This is a genomic window from Siccibacter turicensis LMG 23730 (assembly GCF_000463155.2).
Classification (GTDB): Bacteria; Pseudomonadota; Gammaproteobacteria; order Enterobacterales; family Enterobacteriaceae; genus Siccibacter; species Siccibacter turicensis.
Genome location: NZ_AWFZ01000061.1, coordinates 134,173 through 150,238 on the forward strand (window position 1 = coordinate 134,173; position 16,066 = coordinate 150,238).

Annotated in this window: 15 protein-coding genes; 3 read left to right on the forward strand and 12 right to left on the reverse strand. The window is 59.7% G+C overall.

The genetic code is table 11. The features are described 5' to 3' along the window. Positions 1 to 58: 58 nt before the first annotated feature. The 11 genes from lldD to DW58_RS21080 all read right to left on the reverse strand — a co-directional run bounded on the left by lldD (position 59) and on the right by DW58_RS21080 (position 11,001). Positions 59 to 1,240: an FMN-dependent L-lactate dehydrogenase LldD gene (lldD, locus tag DW58_RS18570; protein ID WP_024547909.1), complete on the reverse strand. Its 1,182-nt coding sequence runs from the start codon at positions 1,238 to 1,240 to the stop codon at positions 59 to 61. After that, positions 1,237 to 2,010: a transcriptional regulator LldR gene (gene lldR, locus DW58_RS18575; protein ID WP_024547908.1), complete on the reverse strand. Its 774-nt coding sequence runs from the start codon at positions 2,008 to 2,010 to the stop codon at positions 1,237 to 1,239. The genes lldD and lldR overlap by 4 nt, the downstream gene beginning before the upstream one ends. Next, positions 2,007 to 3,662 (reverse strand): L-lactate permease, encoded by a 1,656-nt coding sequence (gene lldP / locus DW58_RS18580; RefSeq protein WP_024547907.1) that lies wholly within the window; start codon positions 3,660 to 3,662, stop codon positions 2,007 to 2,009. Before lldP ends, lldR begins: the two co-directional genes overlap by 4 nt. Positions 3,663 to 3,912: 250 nt before the next feature. Continuing rightward, on the reverse strand, positions 3,913 to 4,338 hold the full coding sequence (nudI, locus tag DW58_RS18585; RefSeq protein ID WP_024547906.1) for a nucleoside triphosphatase NudI: 426 nt from the start codon (positions 4,336 to 4,338) through the stop codon (positions 3,913 to 3,915). Then, positions 4,304 to 5,047, reverse strand: coding sequence for a deoxynucleoside kinase (locus DW58_RS18590; protein ID WP_024547905.1), 744 nt, complete (start codon positions 5,045 to 5,047; stop codon positions 4,304 to 4,306). Before DW58_RS18590 ends, nudI begins: the two co-directional genes overlap by 35 nt. Further along, a complete protein-coding gene (locus tag DW58_RS18595; RefSeq protein WP_024547904.1) occupies positions 5,044 to 5,913 on the reverse strand; it encodes a radical SAM protein in 870 nt (289 codons plus the stop codon). The genes DW58_RS18590 and DW58_RS18595 overlap by 4 nt, the downstream gene beginning before the upstream one ends. Positions 5,914 to 6,172: 259 nt before the next feature. Next, on the reverse strand, positions 6,173 to 6,535 hold the full coding sequence (locus DW58_RS18600) for a YibL family ribosome-associated protein (RefSeq protein ID WP_024547903.1): 363 nt from the start codon (positions 6,533 to 6,535) through the stop codon (positions 6,173 to 6,175). Positions 6,536 to 6,686: 151 nt separating this feature from the next. Further along, entirely contained in the window at positions 6,687 to 7,223 is a 537-nt protein-coding gene (gene mtlR / locus DW58_RS18605) for a mannitol operon repressor MtlR (RefSeq protein ID WP_024547902.1), read from the reverse strand. 48 nt (positions 7,224 to 7,271) lie between these two features. After that, positions 7,272 to 8,420, reverse strand: coding sequence for a mannitol-1-phosphate 5-dehydrogenase (mtlD, locus tag DW58_RS18610; RefSeq protein WP_024547901.1), 1,149 nt, complete (start codon positions 8,418 to 8,420; stop codon positions 7,272 to 7,274). A 166-nt stretch (positions 8,421 to 8,586) separates the two neighbouring features. Beyond that, entirely contained in the window at positions 8,587 to 10,509 is a 1,923-nt protein-coding gene (locus tag DW58_RS18615; RefSeq protein ID WP_024547900.1) for a PTS mannitol transporter subunit IICBA, read from the reverse strand. Between the two features lie 312 nt (positions 10,510 to 10,821). Next, the gene (locus DW58_RS21080) at positions 10,822 to 11,001 is read right to left on the reverse strand and encodes a hypothetical protein (protein WP_152525604.1); all 180 of its coding nucleotides are present in this window, start codon (positions 10,999 to 11,001) and stop codon (positions 10,822 to 10,824) included. 41 nt (positions 11,002 to 11,042) lie between these two features. Here DW58_RS21080 and DW58_RS18620 point away from each other — a divergent pair, with 41 nt between their 5' ends. The 3 genes from DW58_RS18620 to selB all read left to right on the forward strand — a co-directional run bounded on the left by DW58_RS18620 (position 11,043) and on the right by selB (position 15,016). Then, complete coding sequence (locus DW58_RS18620) at positions 11,043 to 11,651, forward strand: glutathione S-transferase (RefSeq protein ID WP_024547899.1); 609 nt, start codon at positions 11,043 to 11,045, stop codon at positions 11,649 to 11,651. A gap of 126 nt (positions 11,652 to 11,777) precedes the next feature. Continuing rightward, the gene (selA, locus tag DW58_RS18625; RefSeq protein ID WP_024547898.1) at positions 11,778 to 13,169 is read left to right on the forward strand and encodes an L-seryl-tRNA(Sec) selenium transferase; all 1,392 of its coding nucleotides are present in this window, start codon (positions 11,778 to 11,780) and stop codon (positions 13,167 to 13,169) included. Beyond that, complete coding sequence (gene selB / locus DW58_RS18630; RefSeq protein WP_024547897.1) at positions 13,166 to 15,016, forward strand: selenocysteine-specific translation elongation factor; 1,851 nt, start codon at positions 13,166 to 13,168, stop codon at positions 15,014 to 15,016. Before selA ends, selB begins: the two co-directional genes overlap by 4 nt. Positions 15,017 to 15,118: 102 nt before the next feature. Here selB and DW58_RS18635 read toward each other — a convergent pair whose 3' ends face one another. Next, the gene (locus tag DW58_RS18635; protein ID WP_024547896.1) at positions 15,119 to 15,994 is read right to left on the reverse strand and encodes an ROK family protein; all 876 of its coding nucleotides are present in this window, start codon (positions 15,992 to 15,994) and stop codon (positions 15,119 to 15,121) included. Positions 15,995 to 16,066 lie beyond the last annotated feature (72 nt).

Here is a 16,066-nt window from a genome sequence, read left to right on the forward strand (position 1 = left end):
TCCCGGCGGTGACCGCAGGTATTAAGGGCAGGTAAGGCTGCGCACCTGCCCTTACAGGCTACGCGCTTGCCGCCGGCAGCGAGGCCAGTACCGAGGTGAATTCCGGGTCGGGCACCAGCGAGTCGCGGGAGATCGCCTGAATGGATTTTGCACCGGTCAGCGTCATCGCGACCCGCATCTCTTTTTCAATCAGATTAAGCAGGTTTGCCACGCCCGCGCGACCATGGGTTGCCAGCGCGTAGAGATAAGCCCGGCCCAGCAGCACGGTGTCGGCGCCGAGGGCAATCATGCGCACCACGTCCAGGCCGCTGCGGATGCCGCTGTCGGCAAGAATAGCGATATCGCCCTTCACCGCATCGGCAATCGCCGGCAGCGCGCGCGCCGATGAGAGCACGCCGTCGAGCTGGCGGCCCCCGTGGTTGGAGACCACAATGCCGTCGGCACCGAAGCGCACCGCGTCGCGGGCATCTTCCGGATCGAGGATCCCCTTGATCACCATCGGGCCATCCCAGAATTCGCGGATCCACTCCAGGTCCTTCCACGAGATAGACGGATCGAAGTTATTCCCCAGCCAGCCGATGTAATCTTCAAGCCCGGTGGGCTTGCCGAGATAGGTTGAGATGTTGCCCAGATCGTGAGGGCGTCCGTTCACGCCCACGTCCCACGCCCACTGCGGATGCGTCACCGCCTGCCAGTAGCGGCGCAGCGCGGCGTTCGCCCCACTCATGCCGGAGTGCGCGTCCCGATAGCGGGCGCCCGGCGTCGGCATGTCCACGGTAAATACCAGCGTGGAACACCCCGCCGCTTTGGCGCGCTCCAGCGCGTTACGCATAAAGCCGCGATCGCGCAGCACGTAGAGCTGGAACCACATCGGGCGATTGATGGTCGGGGCGACCTCTTCAATCGGGCACACCGATACGGTGGAGAGGGTAAACGGAATGCCTTTATCCGCCGCCGCGCCCGCCGCCTGCACTTCGCCGCGCCGGGCGTACATCCCGCACAGCCCGACCGGGGCCAACGCCACCGGCATAGACAGCGTTTCATTGAACAGCGTGGTTTCCAGGCTGAGGTCCGCCATGTTCTTCAGAATGCGCTGGCGCAGCGCCACCTGGGCCAGGTCCTCGACGTTGCGGCGCAGGGTATATTCCGCATAGGCGCCCCCGTCGATGTAATGAAATAAAAACGGCGGCAGGATGCGCTGCGCTGCCGCGCGATAGTCGCTCGCGGCGGAAATAATCATAGTTTTTTCTCCAGGTGGTCGGCCGGATCGTCGGGCAGGCGGGTGATGCGCGCCTGGCGGGCCAGATCGTCATCGAACTGTTTAATCGTGGTATGGACGAAGCTCAGGTGGGCCATCATCGCCCGGCGTGCGCCCTCGGCGTCGCCGTCCAGGATGGCATTGAGCACTGCGGCGTGCTGTTCGGTCAGGCGGGCAAACACCGGCGGCACCAGATACATGCGCTGTCGGCTCTCGATCACCGACGACTGCAGCAGGTCGAAGAAGCCGCGCATGGTCTGGAGCAGCACGATATTGTGCGAGGCTTCGGCAATCGCCAGGTGAAACCGCACATCGGCCTGGGAGGACAGGTCCGGGTCATCGCTCTGGGTCGCCTCAAAGCAGAGGCGCAGCTTCTCTTTGTCCGCCGGGGTGGCGCGCATCGCCGCGTGCCAGGCGGTGCTGGCCTCGATGGCGTGGCGCGCTTCGAGAATGTCGTAGCTGTAGCCCGCGTCACTCGCCAGCAGGGTTTTGATCGGCTGAACGATATTCTGTTCAGACCAGGTTTCATGCCGCCAGCGCACGAAGGTGCCGCCGCCGCGTCGGGTCATCAGCACGCCCTGGGCGTTCAGCACCTGCAGCGCTTCGCGCACCGAATTGCGCGAGACGCCAAGCAGGGCGGCAAGCTGGCGTTCGGCGGGCAGCTTCATGCCCGCGTCCAGCCCCTGCTCATCAATCAGCGCCCGCAGGCGATCGGCGACGTCGTCGGTCAGACGCCGGGTAGGTAGTGTCATGGAATCATCCAGGTTAAGACGTAAGCCTGTAGCGTGGTGATAATCCCCACGATGCAGGTGAAAATCAGGCTGTGCTTCACGGTGAAGCGGAACAGATCCGACTCTTTACCGACCAGTCCGACCGCCGCACAGGCTATCGCGATGGACTGCGGCGAGATCATCTTCCCGGTTACGCCGCCGGTGGTGTTAGCCGCGACCAGCAGCACATCCGACACGCCAATCTGCTGGGCGGCGGTGGCCTGAAGCGCCGCAAACAGGGCGTTTGAGGAGGTGTCCGATCCGGTCAGGAACACGCCCAGCCAGCCAAGGAACGGTGAGAAGAAGGTGAAGGCGTGGCCGGTATGCGCCAGCGCAAGCGCCAGAGTGGACGACAGCCCGGAATAGTTCGAGATAAACGCGAACGCCAGCACCATACCGATGGAGTAGATCGGCAGCGCCAGCTCCTTCATGGTGTGGCCGAAGGTGGCGACCGCCTCTTTCGGTTTCATGCGCAGCCACACGATTGAGAGCAGTGCGGCAAACAGGATGGCGGTACCGGTAGCCGAGAACCAGTCAAACTTATAGACCGCGGCGTACGGAGTAGCGTCGGCCACCACCGGTGGCATACGCGCCACCAGCTTATCGAGGAACGGCACGGGCAGGTTGAACACCCAGTTGGCCAGCGCGCCATCTTTGGCAAACAGCGCTTTAAAGGGCGGGATGCTCCACAGGGTTACCGTGGCGGTCAGGAACAGGAACGGCGACCAGGCTTTGACGATCTGGCCGTGGGTATAGCGCTGGTTTGATGGCGTCGGGTCCGCTGCCTGAGCATTGATATCCTCGAAGCGGAAAATGCGCGTGGGCTGCCAGCGTTTGAGGAACAGGGTGAGGCACACCAGCGACACCAGCGAGGAGATGATGTCCGGCAGCTCCGGGCCGATAAAGTTGGAGCTGAGATACTGGGCAATGGCAAACGAACCACCGGCGACGATCACCGCCGGCCAGGTCTCTTTGATACCGCGCCAGCCGTCCATAATCCCCATGATCCAGAACAGCACGATGATGGTCAGGAACGGCAGTTGACGGCCAACCATCTGCCCAATCTCAAAGCTGTCGAGGCCGGTCACCTGACCGGCCACCAGAATCGGGATACCCATGGCGCCAAACGCCACCGGGGCGGTGTTAACGATCAGGCACAGGCCGGCGGCGTAGAGCGGGTTAAACCCCAGCCCAACCAGCAGCGCCGCGGTGATGGCCACCGGGGCGCCAAAGCCCGCGGCTCCTTCCAGAAATGCCCCGAAGCAGAAACCGACGATCAGCATCTGCAGGCGCTGGTCCGGGGTGATGCTCAATATTGACGAGCGAATGATGTCGAACTGGCCGGTTTTCACCGAGATTTTATAGACAAATACCGCGGCGATAATTATCCAGGCTATCGGCCACAGGCCGTAGAAGAAGCCGTACACCGCGGATGCAAACGCACGGTCATAAGGCATGTCGTAAAAGAACAGCGATACCGCAAGCGCAATGGCAACGGTGATGGTTCCGGCCTGCCAGCCTTTAAGCTTCAGTTTAATCAGCGCGAAGAAGAAAAACAGAATAGGTAACGCGGCAATCAGGCTCGAGAGCCAGATATTTCCTGCCGGATCGTAATTTTGTTGCCAGAGTTCCATAGCGCGCTCCTGTGGCCCACCCGCCCGTGCAGCAAATCTGTGTTTGCCTGAAAGCACGTGTAAAAGTGGTCCAACCAAAGTGTTGTTGTAGGGTGAATGACAACAAATGGTTAACCGAATGTTGCTGATGGGCAACGTTATTGTAAGCCGTAATCTGGAATTTGTGAGGAGACAAGGGGGAATGGCGTGAATTGGTTGGGCCAGTTTGACGTGGGCACCGGCCATTGTGTGGCGCGGCACCCCGGCGTGACTAGAGAAAGCCTTTCTGAGTGAAGGTAAAGCGCGTTGCGTCGTTCAGATCGTAATCTTTCAGCCTGTCGCGACTAACCCAGGCGATCTCCTGAAACTCGTCATTAAACACCACCTCACGATTGGCGCTCACGCAGTCGAAAATCAGGTAAATCATGTAGATCTCTTCTTTCGTTCCGTCGGCATAGGTTTTTATCCGTACGTCGTCCCGAAAGGTCCAGGGCGTGATGCTGACAAGCTCAAGCTTGTCGCCCAGCTCTTCGCGGATCTCACGGCGCAGCGCCTCTTCGAGGGTTTCACCCGGCTCCGTGCCGCCGCCCGATAACGCCCACTGCCCCGGGAATACGCCCCGGTCGCTTGCCATCCGGCAAAGTAAAACGTCACCATCGTTTTCAATAATCGGACAAACAATAATCCTTTGACGCATGTGAACTCCTGATTTCACGAATGTTGCCGAGCACCTTGTCGGAAAGTTTTTCTACGGTATCCGCTGCCGAAAATTTTACAACCCGCGCCTGCAGGCTATCCGGGAGGTTTGTGATAAACGTCTGATATTCATCGTGCCAGCCGCCGAGCCATTTTTCTTTCATTGCCTCATCCGGAAATTCCTGCGGACGGATCCCGCACTGCTCGTCACGGTTCAGATTATTCAGCGAATGGTGCAGATCAAAATCCATTAATACGATCACGTCCGGATCCGGGAGCAGTTTCGCTATTTCCCGCCACAGCGACATATAGCTTTCATATTGCGAGGCGGTGATATATTCCGCCCGGCGCAGAAAATTGATAAAGATATAATCTTCAACGTGTGAACGCTCCATCACCAGGTTATAGCCCTGCTCAAGCCATGATTTAATCAGCAGCGCCCGCTGGATCATAAAATTGAGCTGAATAAGGTAGCCGTAGCGCGGGGTGTCATCGAAAAGGTAGGGCAGAAGATGGTGGTGAACCGCTTTTTCGTCAATGGCGAGGGTATGTTCATCCTCCTGATACAGCGCCACCGCAATCTTGCGCAGCAGGGTGCTTTTCCCCGCCCCGGAATTTCCGGAAAGACAGATATAGACCGGACGGCGGTGCTGGATTTTTACTCTGGCAGGCGCAGACCAGGGGTCCATGAACAGAAAATTTTCTCTCATGAAATAAACTCCCGGTTATCCAGCCAGAAGCGGTTATTCTCACACTTCTGCATGACATGGTTATTGCCAAAAATGGAGGAGAGGATCTTTTCCCGTGAATCGGTGTACATGTTGCAGAGCAGGGTATAGTTCTCGCCGTCGGGAATAATCACATTAAAGTTTGGCTCCATGACGACATTGGCGTTGTCCCGCTCCTCGAAGGTGGCCCAGCTGACGGGCATCTCAGGATGAAGCGCTTTCACCCGGTTCATCTGTTCAAGAAAAAGTTGGGTGTCGATTTCCAGCTTTTCACGCTTCTCTTTTCCGACGCCGAGCGGGCAGAACTGATAAAAACGCCAGGCCTGCACGTTATAAGGTAAGGCCTCAACCCAGCTTATCAGGTCGTGTAATTCCATAATATTGGCCTGGGACACCACCGTGGTGAGCTTAATATTAATTTTATTCGACGCCTGCGGCAGCCAAGTAAGGATATTCTTCACTACCCGATGCTGATTACTCATTTTATCGCTGCGGATGGTGCTGTTAATCTCTTTTTTAATACCGTCTATCGGAATGCCCACCCAATCGAGCACGTTATTCAGCCGCTCATGATCCATCACGAACCGATGCCCCACTGTGGAGAGATAGGTCATAAAGCCTTTTTGTTTTGCATGCTCAATAAGCTCAAGAAAATCTTTGCGGGAGGTGGGTTCGCCGCCGGTAAAACCAATGCGGCGAAAGCCCACGTCGTACATTTTATCGATGACGGCGAGCGCCTTGTCTTTGGATGAATCGAGAATGCCGGGGTTTCTGAAACAGAGGTCGCACCCTAAATCGCAGTGCGACGTAATTCTGAAATCGAGTAATAAATTACTGACGTTTAGCATGGTACATCTCCTTACCCCAATTATGTGAGCATCACCAGAGAAGCGAATAACCATTCATTCATTGTGGTTATGAGAGATCACCATACGCCTGAGAAATGAAATATCAATCAGGTTCTGGATATATCTTCGCCAGCTGCGACGGGGGAGGAATTAACGGCGGTGCACGGTAGAAACACAGAGGGATGAATCGCGCGACTTCATCCGCTCTGTGTGCTGAAGATTAAGAATGGCCGAACGGCAGGTGTGAAGAGCAGGGCAATCAGAATTCGGTTTTGGCGAAACCGGTCATCTCCTGGAGGCCCATTTCGCGGCCCAGGGCGGTCATCGGGTGCACGACTACCAGCCCGCGCACGCTCTTCTTCAGCTTGCCCATATCGGCCTGCTCTTTTTTGGTAATAGCCCGGCGATACGGCATATCGGCCAGCTTCTGCGCTTCCTTGCTGAGCTTAACGGTGCGCACCTCTTTCAGGCGGGCGATTTCGGCTTCAAGCGTCTCTTTCTCTTTTTCCAGCTCGGCGTATTTATCGGCGGCTTCAACGAGGGAGAGCCCGGCCTGCTGGTGGCGGATCGCATCGAGACGGTCGCTCAGGCGTTTAATTTCAGCTTTTTCGACTTCTTTCATGGCAGTTTGACTCTAAAAGGTGTGTTTCTGGCAAAGGATACACTATTGGCTGCCCGAACGCAGGCTTCGCGATCGCTCCGCATCGGCTAACGAACCGGGTGCGGCGCTCTGTTTTCCGGGGCATTTCGCGATACGGCGCGGGCTGGAGAGGCTATTTCTGGAACGCCTTTTTCAGGCTGATGCCTGAGATAAGCTCGGTGAGGGAGAGCACCATCGTGGAGCGAACCACCTGCAGATAGCGCTGTTTCTGCATGGCGTACAGCGCCGCGTCGCTGGGATCAAACTGCGGCGCGGGGGGCAGGGCGGCAACGCAGTGCAGCTCGCCAAACGGCCCGAGAATTTCATCGTCGGTAAAGCGGTAGTCGCTGCCGTCGTGGTTAAGCTCTTCGCGTAACGCCAGCAGCAGTTCGGCGTCTTCGTACTCCGCCCGGCTGAGCACGCCAAGGCCGTAGATAAGCTTCAGGCGCACCGTCAGATCGCCCAGCGGACCGTTGCCGTCCAGCAGCGGTTCGACGGCGTATTTCACCGCGTAGTCATCCTTGCGAAAGACCTGAAGCACCAGAATGTTCACGGCTTCGCTCAGCAGTTCGACGGCGGCGATGATCAGGCTGCGTACGCTTTTCCCCGCGTTCAGGCGCTCCAGAACGTGGTTTTCGAAAGCCTGGGGTTCTTCCAATTTTGCCTGCATCTCTGACAACCTGAAAACGGGAGCGCGGTGCCGCGCCCCCGGTACTGATTACGCCCGGCTGTTATACGCGTTTACCGCGTCCGCCACCACTTCACTCTGTGCATCCAGGCCAGAAATCTGCGCAAGCGTAGCCTGCGGGCCTTTTTCGGCAATCAGCTGCGCCAGCTCCTGCGCCTGCGGATCCTGCTCGCTGCGGTAGTGCATTGCGGCGGCGATACCCAGCACCAGATTGTGATGCGGCAGGCCATACTCCAGCGTGCCCAGCAGCGGCTTAATCAGGCGATCGCCGGCGCTCAGTTTACGCAGCGGCTGACGGCCCACGCGCTCAACGTCATCTTTCAGGTACGGGTTTTCGAAGCGGCCCAGAATTTTGTTGATGTAGGCGGCGTGCTTGTCGGCATCAAAGCCGTAGCGCTTGATCAGCACCGCGCCGCTCTCTTCCATCGCGCCTTTTACCACGGCGCGGATGTTTTCATCGAGAATGGCGTCGCGAATCGTCTGATGCCCCGCCTGCTGGCCAAGATACGCGGTAATCGCGTGGCCGGTGTTGAGGGTAAACAGCTTACGCTCAACGAACGCCATCAGGTTGTCGGTCAGCTCCATGCCCGGAATGGTCGGCAGCGTGCCAACGAACTGGGTTTTATCAACGATCCACTCGCTGAAGGTTTCCACGGTCACTTCCAGCGGATCGTTGGTCGCCGATTCGGACGGCGGAACGATACGGTCTACCGCGGAATCCACGAAGCCGACGTGGCCCTCAACCCAGGCGATATCGCCCTCGTTCAGCGCTTTCAGCACGTGACCTTTAAGCTGGCTGGTGCCGCGCACCATGTTTTCACAGGCGATGATATTCAGCGGCGCGTCGTTGCCCTGGGCTTTACGTTTTGCAAGCCCTTTGGCAATGGCCGGGGCGATGCGCTCCAGCACAACCGGGCCAACCGCGGTAGTGATGAGATCGACCTGAGCAATCAGATCGACCACGTCGTCGCCGATGCTGCTCACGGCGTTCACGCCGGACACGGTATCAACCTGCTCGTTTTCACCGACCACATGGACCTGATAGCTGTGGCGCGCGTTCAGAGCGTCAAGCACCACCTGGTTGACGTCGGCGAAGGTGAGTTCAATACCGGCGTCTGCCAGCAGTTTGCCAATAAAGCCTCGACCGATATTACCTGCACCAAAATGTAATGCTTTCATGTGGATATCCTTACTAATGTTTTTACCCGCAGGGGCTGGGGTGAGGGCGGAGTCGCATCTCCCCTCACCCTAACCCTCTCCCGAAGGAGAGGGGAAAGAACCGGTACTGCTTTACCCCGCTCGCGACGGCGCGGGGCGGTGTGAGGGTGTCTCCACCCTCAGCGTATTACGCGCTCTTATTACCGGCCAGCAGCGCCAGCACTTCATCCACGCTGGTAGTGTTGGCAAGACGCTCGATGACCGTCTCGTCGTCCAGCGCGTTGGTCAGGCTGGTAATCACCTGGATGTGCTCATTGTTACGCGCGGCGATACCGATAACCAGACGGGCGATATCGTCTTCGTCTTCGCCGAAGCGCACGCCCTGCGGGTACTGACAGAATACCACGCCGGTTTTCAGCACGCGGTCTTTGGCTTCCACGGTGCCGTGTGGAACAGCGATAGACTCACCCAGGTAGGTCGGGGTCAGCTTCTCACGCTCCAGCATCGCTTCCACGTATTCTGGCTGCACGTAGCCGCCTTTCACCAGCTGCTCACCGGCGAAGCGAATCGCGTCTTCTTTGTGGCTCGCCGTCAGGCCCAGGAACACGTTCTCTGCGCCGAGCTTGAACAGGTGGCTGTTGCTCTCGTCAAAGCTGTCGTGCAGGCTGGTGCGCACTTTCTCTTCGTTCTGGGTGTGGCGCTGGGCCGCAACCAGACGGTCGGTCAGACTGGTATACAGACCGCTGTCGAGGAAGTTAGTCAGCGAAATGTGCTGCGCCTGCGGCACCTGACGCATCGCGCGCTCGGTCAGATCGCGGTGGGTAATCACCAGATCCACATCGCCCGGTAGGCTGTTGATCGCGCTGTTGGTCACGGAGATGTGCGTCAGCCCGGCATCCTGCACTTTCTTACGTAGTACGCCTGCACCCATAGCGCTGGAGCCCATACCGGCATCGCACGCCACGATGATTTTACGCACGTGGCTCAGATCGTTGGTGGTATCGCCAGCGGTCACTGCGGCCGCGCCGCCTTTGGACTGGGATTTCATGTCCTGCATACGACGGGTCGCCGCTTCGATGTCATCTTCCTCTTTCACTTTGCTGGTTTTCAGCAGAATGGCTGAGATAACAAAGGAGACCGCCATCGCTGCGACAATCGCCGCGATGTTAGCGAAGTAGGCACCTTTCGGCGTCATCGCCAGTACCGCCAGGATAGAACCCGGAGAGGCCGGAGAAACCAGACCACCGTGCAGTACGCTCAGGGTGAACACACCGGTCATGCCGCCAAGGATAACGGCGATAATCAGACGCGGGTTCATCAGCACGTACGGGAAGTAAATTTCGTGGATACCACCCAGGAAGTGGATGATAGCCGCGCCGCCGGCAGACTGCTTCGCGCTGCCGCGACCAAAGAACATGTACGCCAGCAGAACGCCCATACCCGGACCCGGGTTTGCTTCGATCAGGAAGAAGATGGACTTGCCCAGCTCATGGGACTGCTGAATACCCAGCGGCGAGAAGATACCGTGGTTGATGGCGTTGTTGAGGAACAGGATTTTCGCCGGTTCAACAAAGATGGACGCCAGCGGCAGCATGTCATGGACAACCATGAAGTTGACGCCAGCCGCCAGTGCTTTAGAGAGCACTTCTACCGCTGGGCCAATGCCGAGGAACGCCAGAATCGCCAGGATCATACCGATGATGCCAGCGGAGAAGTTGTTCACCAGCATTTCAAAGCCGGATTTGATTTTGCCGTCTACCTGCGCGTCAAATTTCTTGATGCACCAGCCGCCCAGCGGGCCGGCAATCATCGCGCCGAGGAACATCGGCATATCTGCACCAACGATAACGCCCATGGTGGTAATCGCACCCACCACGCCACCGCGATCGCCGCCAACCAGACGGCCACCGGTAAAGCCGATAAGCAGCGGCAGCAGATAGGTGATCATCGGACCTACCAGCTTGGCCAACGTTTCGCTCGGCCACCATCCTGTGGGAATAAACAACGCGGTGATAATACCCCAGGCGATAAACGCCCCAATGTTCGGCATTACCATATTGCTGAGAAAACGACCAAAGCTTTGCACTTTGATCTTGATATCGGATGACATAAAACACCCCTTATTGTGTTGACGCGCAGGCTGATGGCCCGAGTTTTATTGTTAACGTGGCGGCAGAGGTAGCCGGATCCATGCTTGGTGACGCGAAATCTGGCACCGAATCGTTTTGCTGTCCAGAGCGGGCAATGAATTGTGATCCGCATCACGCAGGTTGTCCGTACTATGGGCGGTTAAGTGTGATTTTCATCACAAAATTGTTGTGTAAAAAGATGACAACGGCGAAAAAACAGCCGCAATTCAGGGTTAAAAGTGAAACAGATCACATTTCTGAGTTGGCGCTTTGTTGACAATTTGTGACGCACATCACGAAATATTTTCCAGGATAAATCCTAACTCTGACTGTTCACTTCCTGTCCATCCGGCTGGTGGGAAATGCGTAATAAAATTACAGCCGTTGGGTATGACATAACGATGACGTTTCCCACTGCACAGTAAATCGCCATCGATCACCGCCGCGCCGCGCTTTCGCGTATCCTGAGCCATACTTATTCCCCTGTTGGCATTCATCTCTCAAGGAGCAGGCAATGAAACTGATTGGCAGCTATACCAGTCCGTTCGTGCGCAAAATTTCGGTCATGCTGATGGAAAAGGGCATCACCTTCGAATTTGTGAACGAATCACCCTACAGCGATAACCACGGCGTCGCGCAGTACAACCCGCTGGGTAAAGTCCCGGCGCTGGTCACCGACGACGGTGAAACCTGGTTCGATTCTCCCATCATTGCCGCCTGGATTGAGATGCTGGACATCGCCCCGGCGCTGCTGCCGCGTGAGCCGAAAGCGGCCCTGAAAGTGCGTCAGCTTGAAGCGCTGGCCGATGGCGTGATGGATGCCGCGCTGGTGTCGGTGCGTGAACAGGCGCGCCCGCCGGAGCAGCAGTCCCCGGCTGAACTGCTGCGCCAGCGTGAGAAAATCAACCAGAGCCTTGATGCGCTTGAAGGCTATGCCGCCGACGGTACGCTGAAAGCCGACGAGCTGACTGTCGCCACCATCGCCGTGGCCTGCGCCATCGGCTACCTTAACTTCCGCCGCGTCGCGCCGGGCTGGTGCGTTGATCGCCCGCATCTGGTGAAACTGGTGGAAAGCCTGTTCAGCCGCGAAAGCTTTGCCCGCACCGAGCCGCCAACTGCCTGACCCCGCTTGGGCCTGGCGCGCTGTCCCTGTACAATCACCGCCACGTTTAGACCGCGGCGCGGGTTCTCTCCCGCGCCCCGCACAATTATCGTGTCGCGGTTTGCATCCCCATAGCCAGGCCAACTTATGACAACCGAAAACCGTTCGCTCTACAGTCAGCTTCCTGCCACCGATCGTCTGCTGCGCGATCCGTCTTTCTCGCCGCTGTTGGAAAGCTGGGGTCACACCCAGGTCGTCACCGCGTTGCAGGGGCTCCAGCAGCAGGCGCGCCGTGCGATACGGGAGAACGGCACGCTGCCGGCGTGGTGCGATGACTGGGCGGCGCAGACGGCACTCACATTGGCCGACCAGAGCGCACCGGCGCTGCGGGCGGTGTTTAACCTGAGCGGCACGGTGCTGCATACCAATCTCGGACGCGCCCTCCAGGCGGAGACGGCGATCGCCGCGGTGACCCAGGCGATGCGCCAGCCGGTGACGCTGGAGTACGATCTGGACGGCGCCGGGCGCGGGCATCGCGACCAGGCGCTGGCGGCGCTGCTGTGCGAGCTGACCGGTGCGGAAGATGCCTGCATCGTCAACAACAATGCAGCGGCGGTGCTGCTGATGCTGGCCGCGACGGCGTCAGGACGCGAAGTGGTGGTGTCGCGTGGCGAACTGGTGGAGATCGGCGGCGCGTTTCGCATCCCCGATGTGATGCGCCAGGCCGGATGCCAGCTGGTTGAAGTGGGCACCACCAACCGCACCCACCTGAAAGATTACCGGGCGGCGATCGGCGACCAAACCGCGCTGCTGATGAAAGTACATACCAGCAATTACCAGATCGAAGGTTTCACCGCCGCCGTGGAGGAAGCCGCGCTGGCGGAACTGGGTGAAGAGACCGGCGTGCCGACGATCGCCGATCTCGGCAGCGGTTCGCTGGTGGACTACAGCCGCTTCGGCCTGCCGAAAGAGCCGGTCGTGCGCGAGCTGATTAGCGCAGGGGTCAGCCTGGTGAGTTTCTCCGGCGATAAGCTGCTCGGCGGCCCGCAGGCGGGGATCGTGGTGGGGAAAAAGGCGCTGATCGAGAAGCTGCAACGGCATCCGCTCAAGCGCGCGCTGCGCGCCGATAAAATGACCCTCGCGGCGCTGGACGCCACCCTGCGTCTTTACCGCCACCCGGAAACCCTCACCCAACGTCTGCCCACGCTGCGCCTTCTGACCCGCAGCGCCGACGATATCCGGCTGCAGGCGATGCGCCTGGCACCGCATATTGAGGCCCGTTTTGGCGATCGTTTTCGCGTCACGGTTGAGCCGTGCCTGTCGCAGATCGGCAGCGGTTCGCTGCCGGTGGACAGACTGCCTTCCGCCGCTATTACCCTGACCCCGCTCGACGGCCGCGGCAGCCAGCTTGAGGCGCTCTCCCGCGAGCTGCGCGCTCTGCCGGTGCCGGTGATTGGCCGCCTGTCAGAGGGGCGTCTGTGGCTGGATTTACGCTGCCTTGAAGATGAAGCAAGTTTGATGGAGACGTTGCTGAAATGATTATCGCCACTGCCGGTCACGTCGACCACGGTAAAACTACCCTGCTGGAAGCCCTGACCGGGATCAACGCCGACCGCCTGCCGGAAGAGAAAAAACGCGGCATGACCATCGATCTGGGCTATGCCTACTGGCCGCAGCCCGACGGACGCGTCATCGGCTTTATCGACGTGCCGGGGCACGAAAAGTTTCTTGCCAACATGCTGGCCGGGGTGGGCGGCATCGACCATGCCCTGCTGGTGGTCGCCTGCGATGACGGCGTGATGGCCCAGACGCGTGAGCACCTGGCTATCCTGCGTCTTGCCGGTCAGCCTGCGCTGAGCGTGGCGCTAACCAAAGCCGATCGCGTGAGCGAGGCGCGGGTCGAGGAAGTGCGCACCCAGGTGATGCAGCTGCTGAGCGCCCAGGGCTGGGACGACGCGGCGCTGTTTGTCACCGCCGCCGCGCAGCACCAGGGCATTGCCGAGCTGCAACAGCATATTCAGGGCCTGGCTGAGCGCCCTCACCCTGAGCATCAGCGGTTCCGGCTGGCAATCGATCGCGCCTTTACCGTTAAAGGCGCGGGTCTGGTGGTGACCGGCACCGCGCTCTCCGGCACGGTCGCGCCGGGGGACACGCTCTGGCTGACGGGTGCTAATGTGCCGGTGCGCGTGCGCGGCCTGCACGCCCAGAACCAGCCTGCCAGCCAGGCGCACGCCGGGCAGCGCATCGCCCTGAACATTGCCGGTGATGTGGAAAAAGAGATGCTGCGGCGCGGGGACTGGCTGCTGGCGTCTCAGCCGGACGACCTGTCGGAGCGGGTGATTGTCGCGCTGTCTGCCGATACGCCGCTGGCCCAGTGGCAGCCGGTTCACCTGCACCACGCGGCGAGCCACGTGACCGGACGCGTCTCCCTGCTGAGCGATAACCTGGCCGAGCTGGTGTTCGACACCCCGCTGTGGGTGGCGGAGAACGATCGTCTTATCCTGCGCGACATCTCGGCCCGCACCACGCTTGCCGGGGCGCGGGTGATTCTGGTGGACTCCCCACGGCGCGGAAAGCGTAAACCTGCGTTTCTCGCCTGGCTTAGCCAGCTGGCGGCGGCCACGACGGATGCGCAGGCGCTGGCGCTGCACCTCGCCCAGGGCGCGGTACGGCTGACGGCGTTTGCCTGGTCGCGGCAGCTCAGCGAGGCTGGTCTGCGGCGGCTGGTGGACGAGATCGACGGCATCGAAGCGGGCGGTATGCTGGTGAGCGGCGACGTCGCGCAGCGGTGGAAAACCACGCTGCTCGCCACCCTGGCCCGTTACCATCAGCAGCACGCCGATGAGCCGGGGCCGGGTCGCGAGCGTCTGCGGCGCATGGCGCTTCCAACGGAGCCGGAAGCGCTGGTGCTGGCGGTGATCGAAGCGATGCGTCAGGCGGGCGAACTGCAAAGTCAGCAAGGATGGCTGTCGCTGCCGGGTTACGAAGCCGGGTTCAGCCCGGAACAGCAGGCGCGCTGGGATCGGGTGAGTGCCCTGTTTGGTGACGACCCGTGGTGGGTGCGCGACCTGGCCGCCGAGGTGGGGGAAGAGGAGCAGGAGATGCGCCAGCTGCTGCGGCTTGGCGCTCAGCAGGGGCTGATTACGCCGATCGTCAAGGATCGCTACTACCGCAACGATCGGATTGTGCAGTTCGCCGATCTGATCCGCGAGCTGGATCGGGAGAAAGGCTCGACGGTCGCCGCCGATTTCCGTGACCGCCTCAACGTCGGGCGTAAGCTGGCGATTCAAATCCTCGAATACTTCGACCGCATCGGCTTTACGCGGCGTAAAGGCAACACCCATCTGCTGCGGGACGCGCGGCTGTTCAGTCGTAAAGAGGCGTAGTTCACGGGGCAGGCGCTCTGGCGTTAGTGCAGGGCGGGGATTTACATGCTGAAGTATGCGCGACCGTCCTCTCGTGTCGTGAGAGGACGGTGGAGCGGAGCGTTACGCCTGTTTCTGGCTTGCCAGCCACACGGCACCGAGACGGCCCGCCTGGTTGCCCAGCTCGCATGGATGCACCGGGACGCGCAGCGCCTCCCAGAAATTGTATTTCTCTAAATGCCGCTCCAGCAGCGGATAGAGGTCCTTCTGCTGGCTGACGCCGCCGCCGATCAAAACGACCTGCGGATCGTAGAGCGACACTACGCTGTAAATCCCGCGCGCCAGATAACCGGCCCAGCGCTCTACCACTTCACGCAGATGCCCGTCGTTTTCCATCTTTTCGAAGATCTCTTTCCCGTGCAGCGGCTCGTTCGCCGGGAGCGCCAGCGCCTGACGGCAGGCATCGGTCAGGGCGCGCGCCGAGGCGATCTCATGCATGTTCTCGCCGTTATCGCCTACCGGCATCACACCAAACTCACCGGCGCGAAAGTGCGACCCGCGCATCAGCTGGCGTTCAAGGATAATTCCCCCGCCGATGCCGGTGCCGATGGTCATGCAGATCAGCGAGTCATACTTTTGACCTGCGCCGCGCCACTGCTCGCCCAGCGCGGCGCAGTTAGCGTCGTTCTCAACGGTGATCGGCAGATCGGTCAGTTCGCCGAACAGCGTCAGCAGGTTGCAGCCGTCCAGAAAATCGAGCGACCCCGCTTTTGGCACTTCGCCGGTGTGCGGATTAACGTAGCCGGGAAAGCTGATGCCGATCCCGGCAATCTCATGCTTATCCTGGTACTGGCGCACGACCTCCTGCCAGCTCGCTTTGAATTCGTCCAGCTCGTAGTGGGTGTCATACTCGTCGGTGTGCAGCTCCTCACCCTCTTCGGTGATGAGGCCGTGTTTTACGTGAGTCCCGCCGATATCAAATCCAATAAAGTGACGCATTTGCTTCCCCGCAATGAAAACGACTGCATTAAGTATGGTGCAGATTTGGCGCCCGCACTGTAAAGGAGCGTA

What these genes read in the sequence shown, in the direction of transcription:
- lldD (WP_024547909.1), bottom strand. Translation starts at nt 1,240, where the DNA reads ATGATTATTTCCGCCGCGAGCGACTATCGCGCGGCAGCGCAGCGCATC.
- lldR (WP_024547908.1), bottom strand. Translation starts at nt 2,010, where the DNA reads ATGACACTACCTACCCGGCGTCTGACCGACGACGTCGCCGATCGCCTG.
- lldP (WP_024547907.1), bottom strand. Translation starts at nt 3,662, where the DNA reads ATGGAACTCTGGCAACAAAATTACGATCCGGCAGGAAATATCTGGCTC.
- nudI (WP_024547906.1), bottom strand. Translation starts at nt 4,338, where the DNA reads ATGCGTCAAAGGATTATTGTTTGTCCGATTATTGAAAACGATGGTGAC.
- DW58_RS18590 (WP_024547905.1), bottom strand. Translation starts at nt 5,047, where the DNA reads ATGAGAGAAAATTTTCTGTTCATGGACCCCTGGTCTGCGCCTGCCAGA.
- DW58_RS18595 (WP_024547904.1), bottom strand. Translation starts at nt 5,913, where the DNA reads ATGCTAAACGTCAGTAATTTATTACTCGATTTCAGAATTACGTCGCAC.
- DW58_RS18600 (WP_024547903.1), bottom strand. Translation starts at nt 6,535, where the DNA reads ATGAAAGAAGTCGAAAAAGCTGAAATTAAACGCCTGAGCGACCGTCTC.
- mtlR (WP_024547902.1), bottom strand. Translation starts at nt 7,223, where the DNA reads ATGCAGGCAAAATTGGAAGAACCCCAGGCTTTCGAAAACCACGTTCTG.
- mtlD (WP_024547901.1), bottom strand. Translation starts at nt 8,420, where the DNA reads ATGAAAGCATTACATTTTGGTGCAGGTAATATCGGTCGAGGCTTTATT.
- DW58_RS18615 (WP_024547900.1), bottom strand. Translation starts at nt 10,509, where the DNA reads ATGTCATCCGATATCAAGATCAAAGTGCAAAGCTTTGGTCGTTTTCTC.
- DW58_RS21080 (WP_152525604.1), bottom strand. Translation starts at nt 11,001, where the DNA reads ATGGCTCAGGATACGCGAAAGCGCGGCGCGGCGGTGATCGATGGCGAT.
- DW58_RS18620 (WP_024547899.1), top strand. Translation starts at nt 11,043, where the DNA reads ATGAAACTGATTGGCAGCTATACCAGTCCGTTCGTGCGCAAAATTTCG.
- selA (WP_024547898.1), top strand. Translation starts at nt 11,778, where the DNA reads ATGACAACCGAAAACCGTTCGCTCTACAGTCAGCTTCCTGCCACCGAT.
- selB (WP_024547897.1), top strand. Translation starts at nt 13,166, where the DNA reads ATGATTATCGCCACTGCCGGTCACGTCGACCACGGTAAAACTACCCTG.
- DW58_RS18635 (WP_024547896.1), bottom strand. Translation starts at nt 15,994, where the DNA reads ATGCGTCACTTTATTGGATTTGATATCGGCGGGACTCACGTAAAACAC.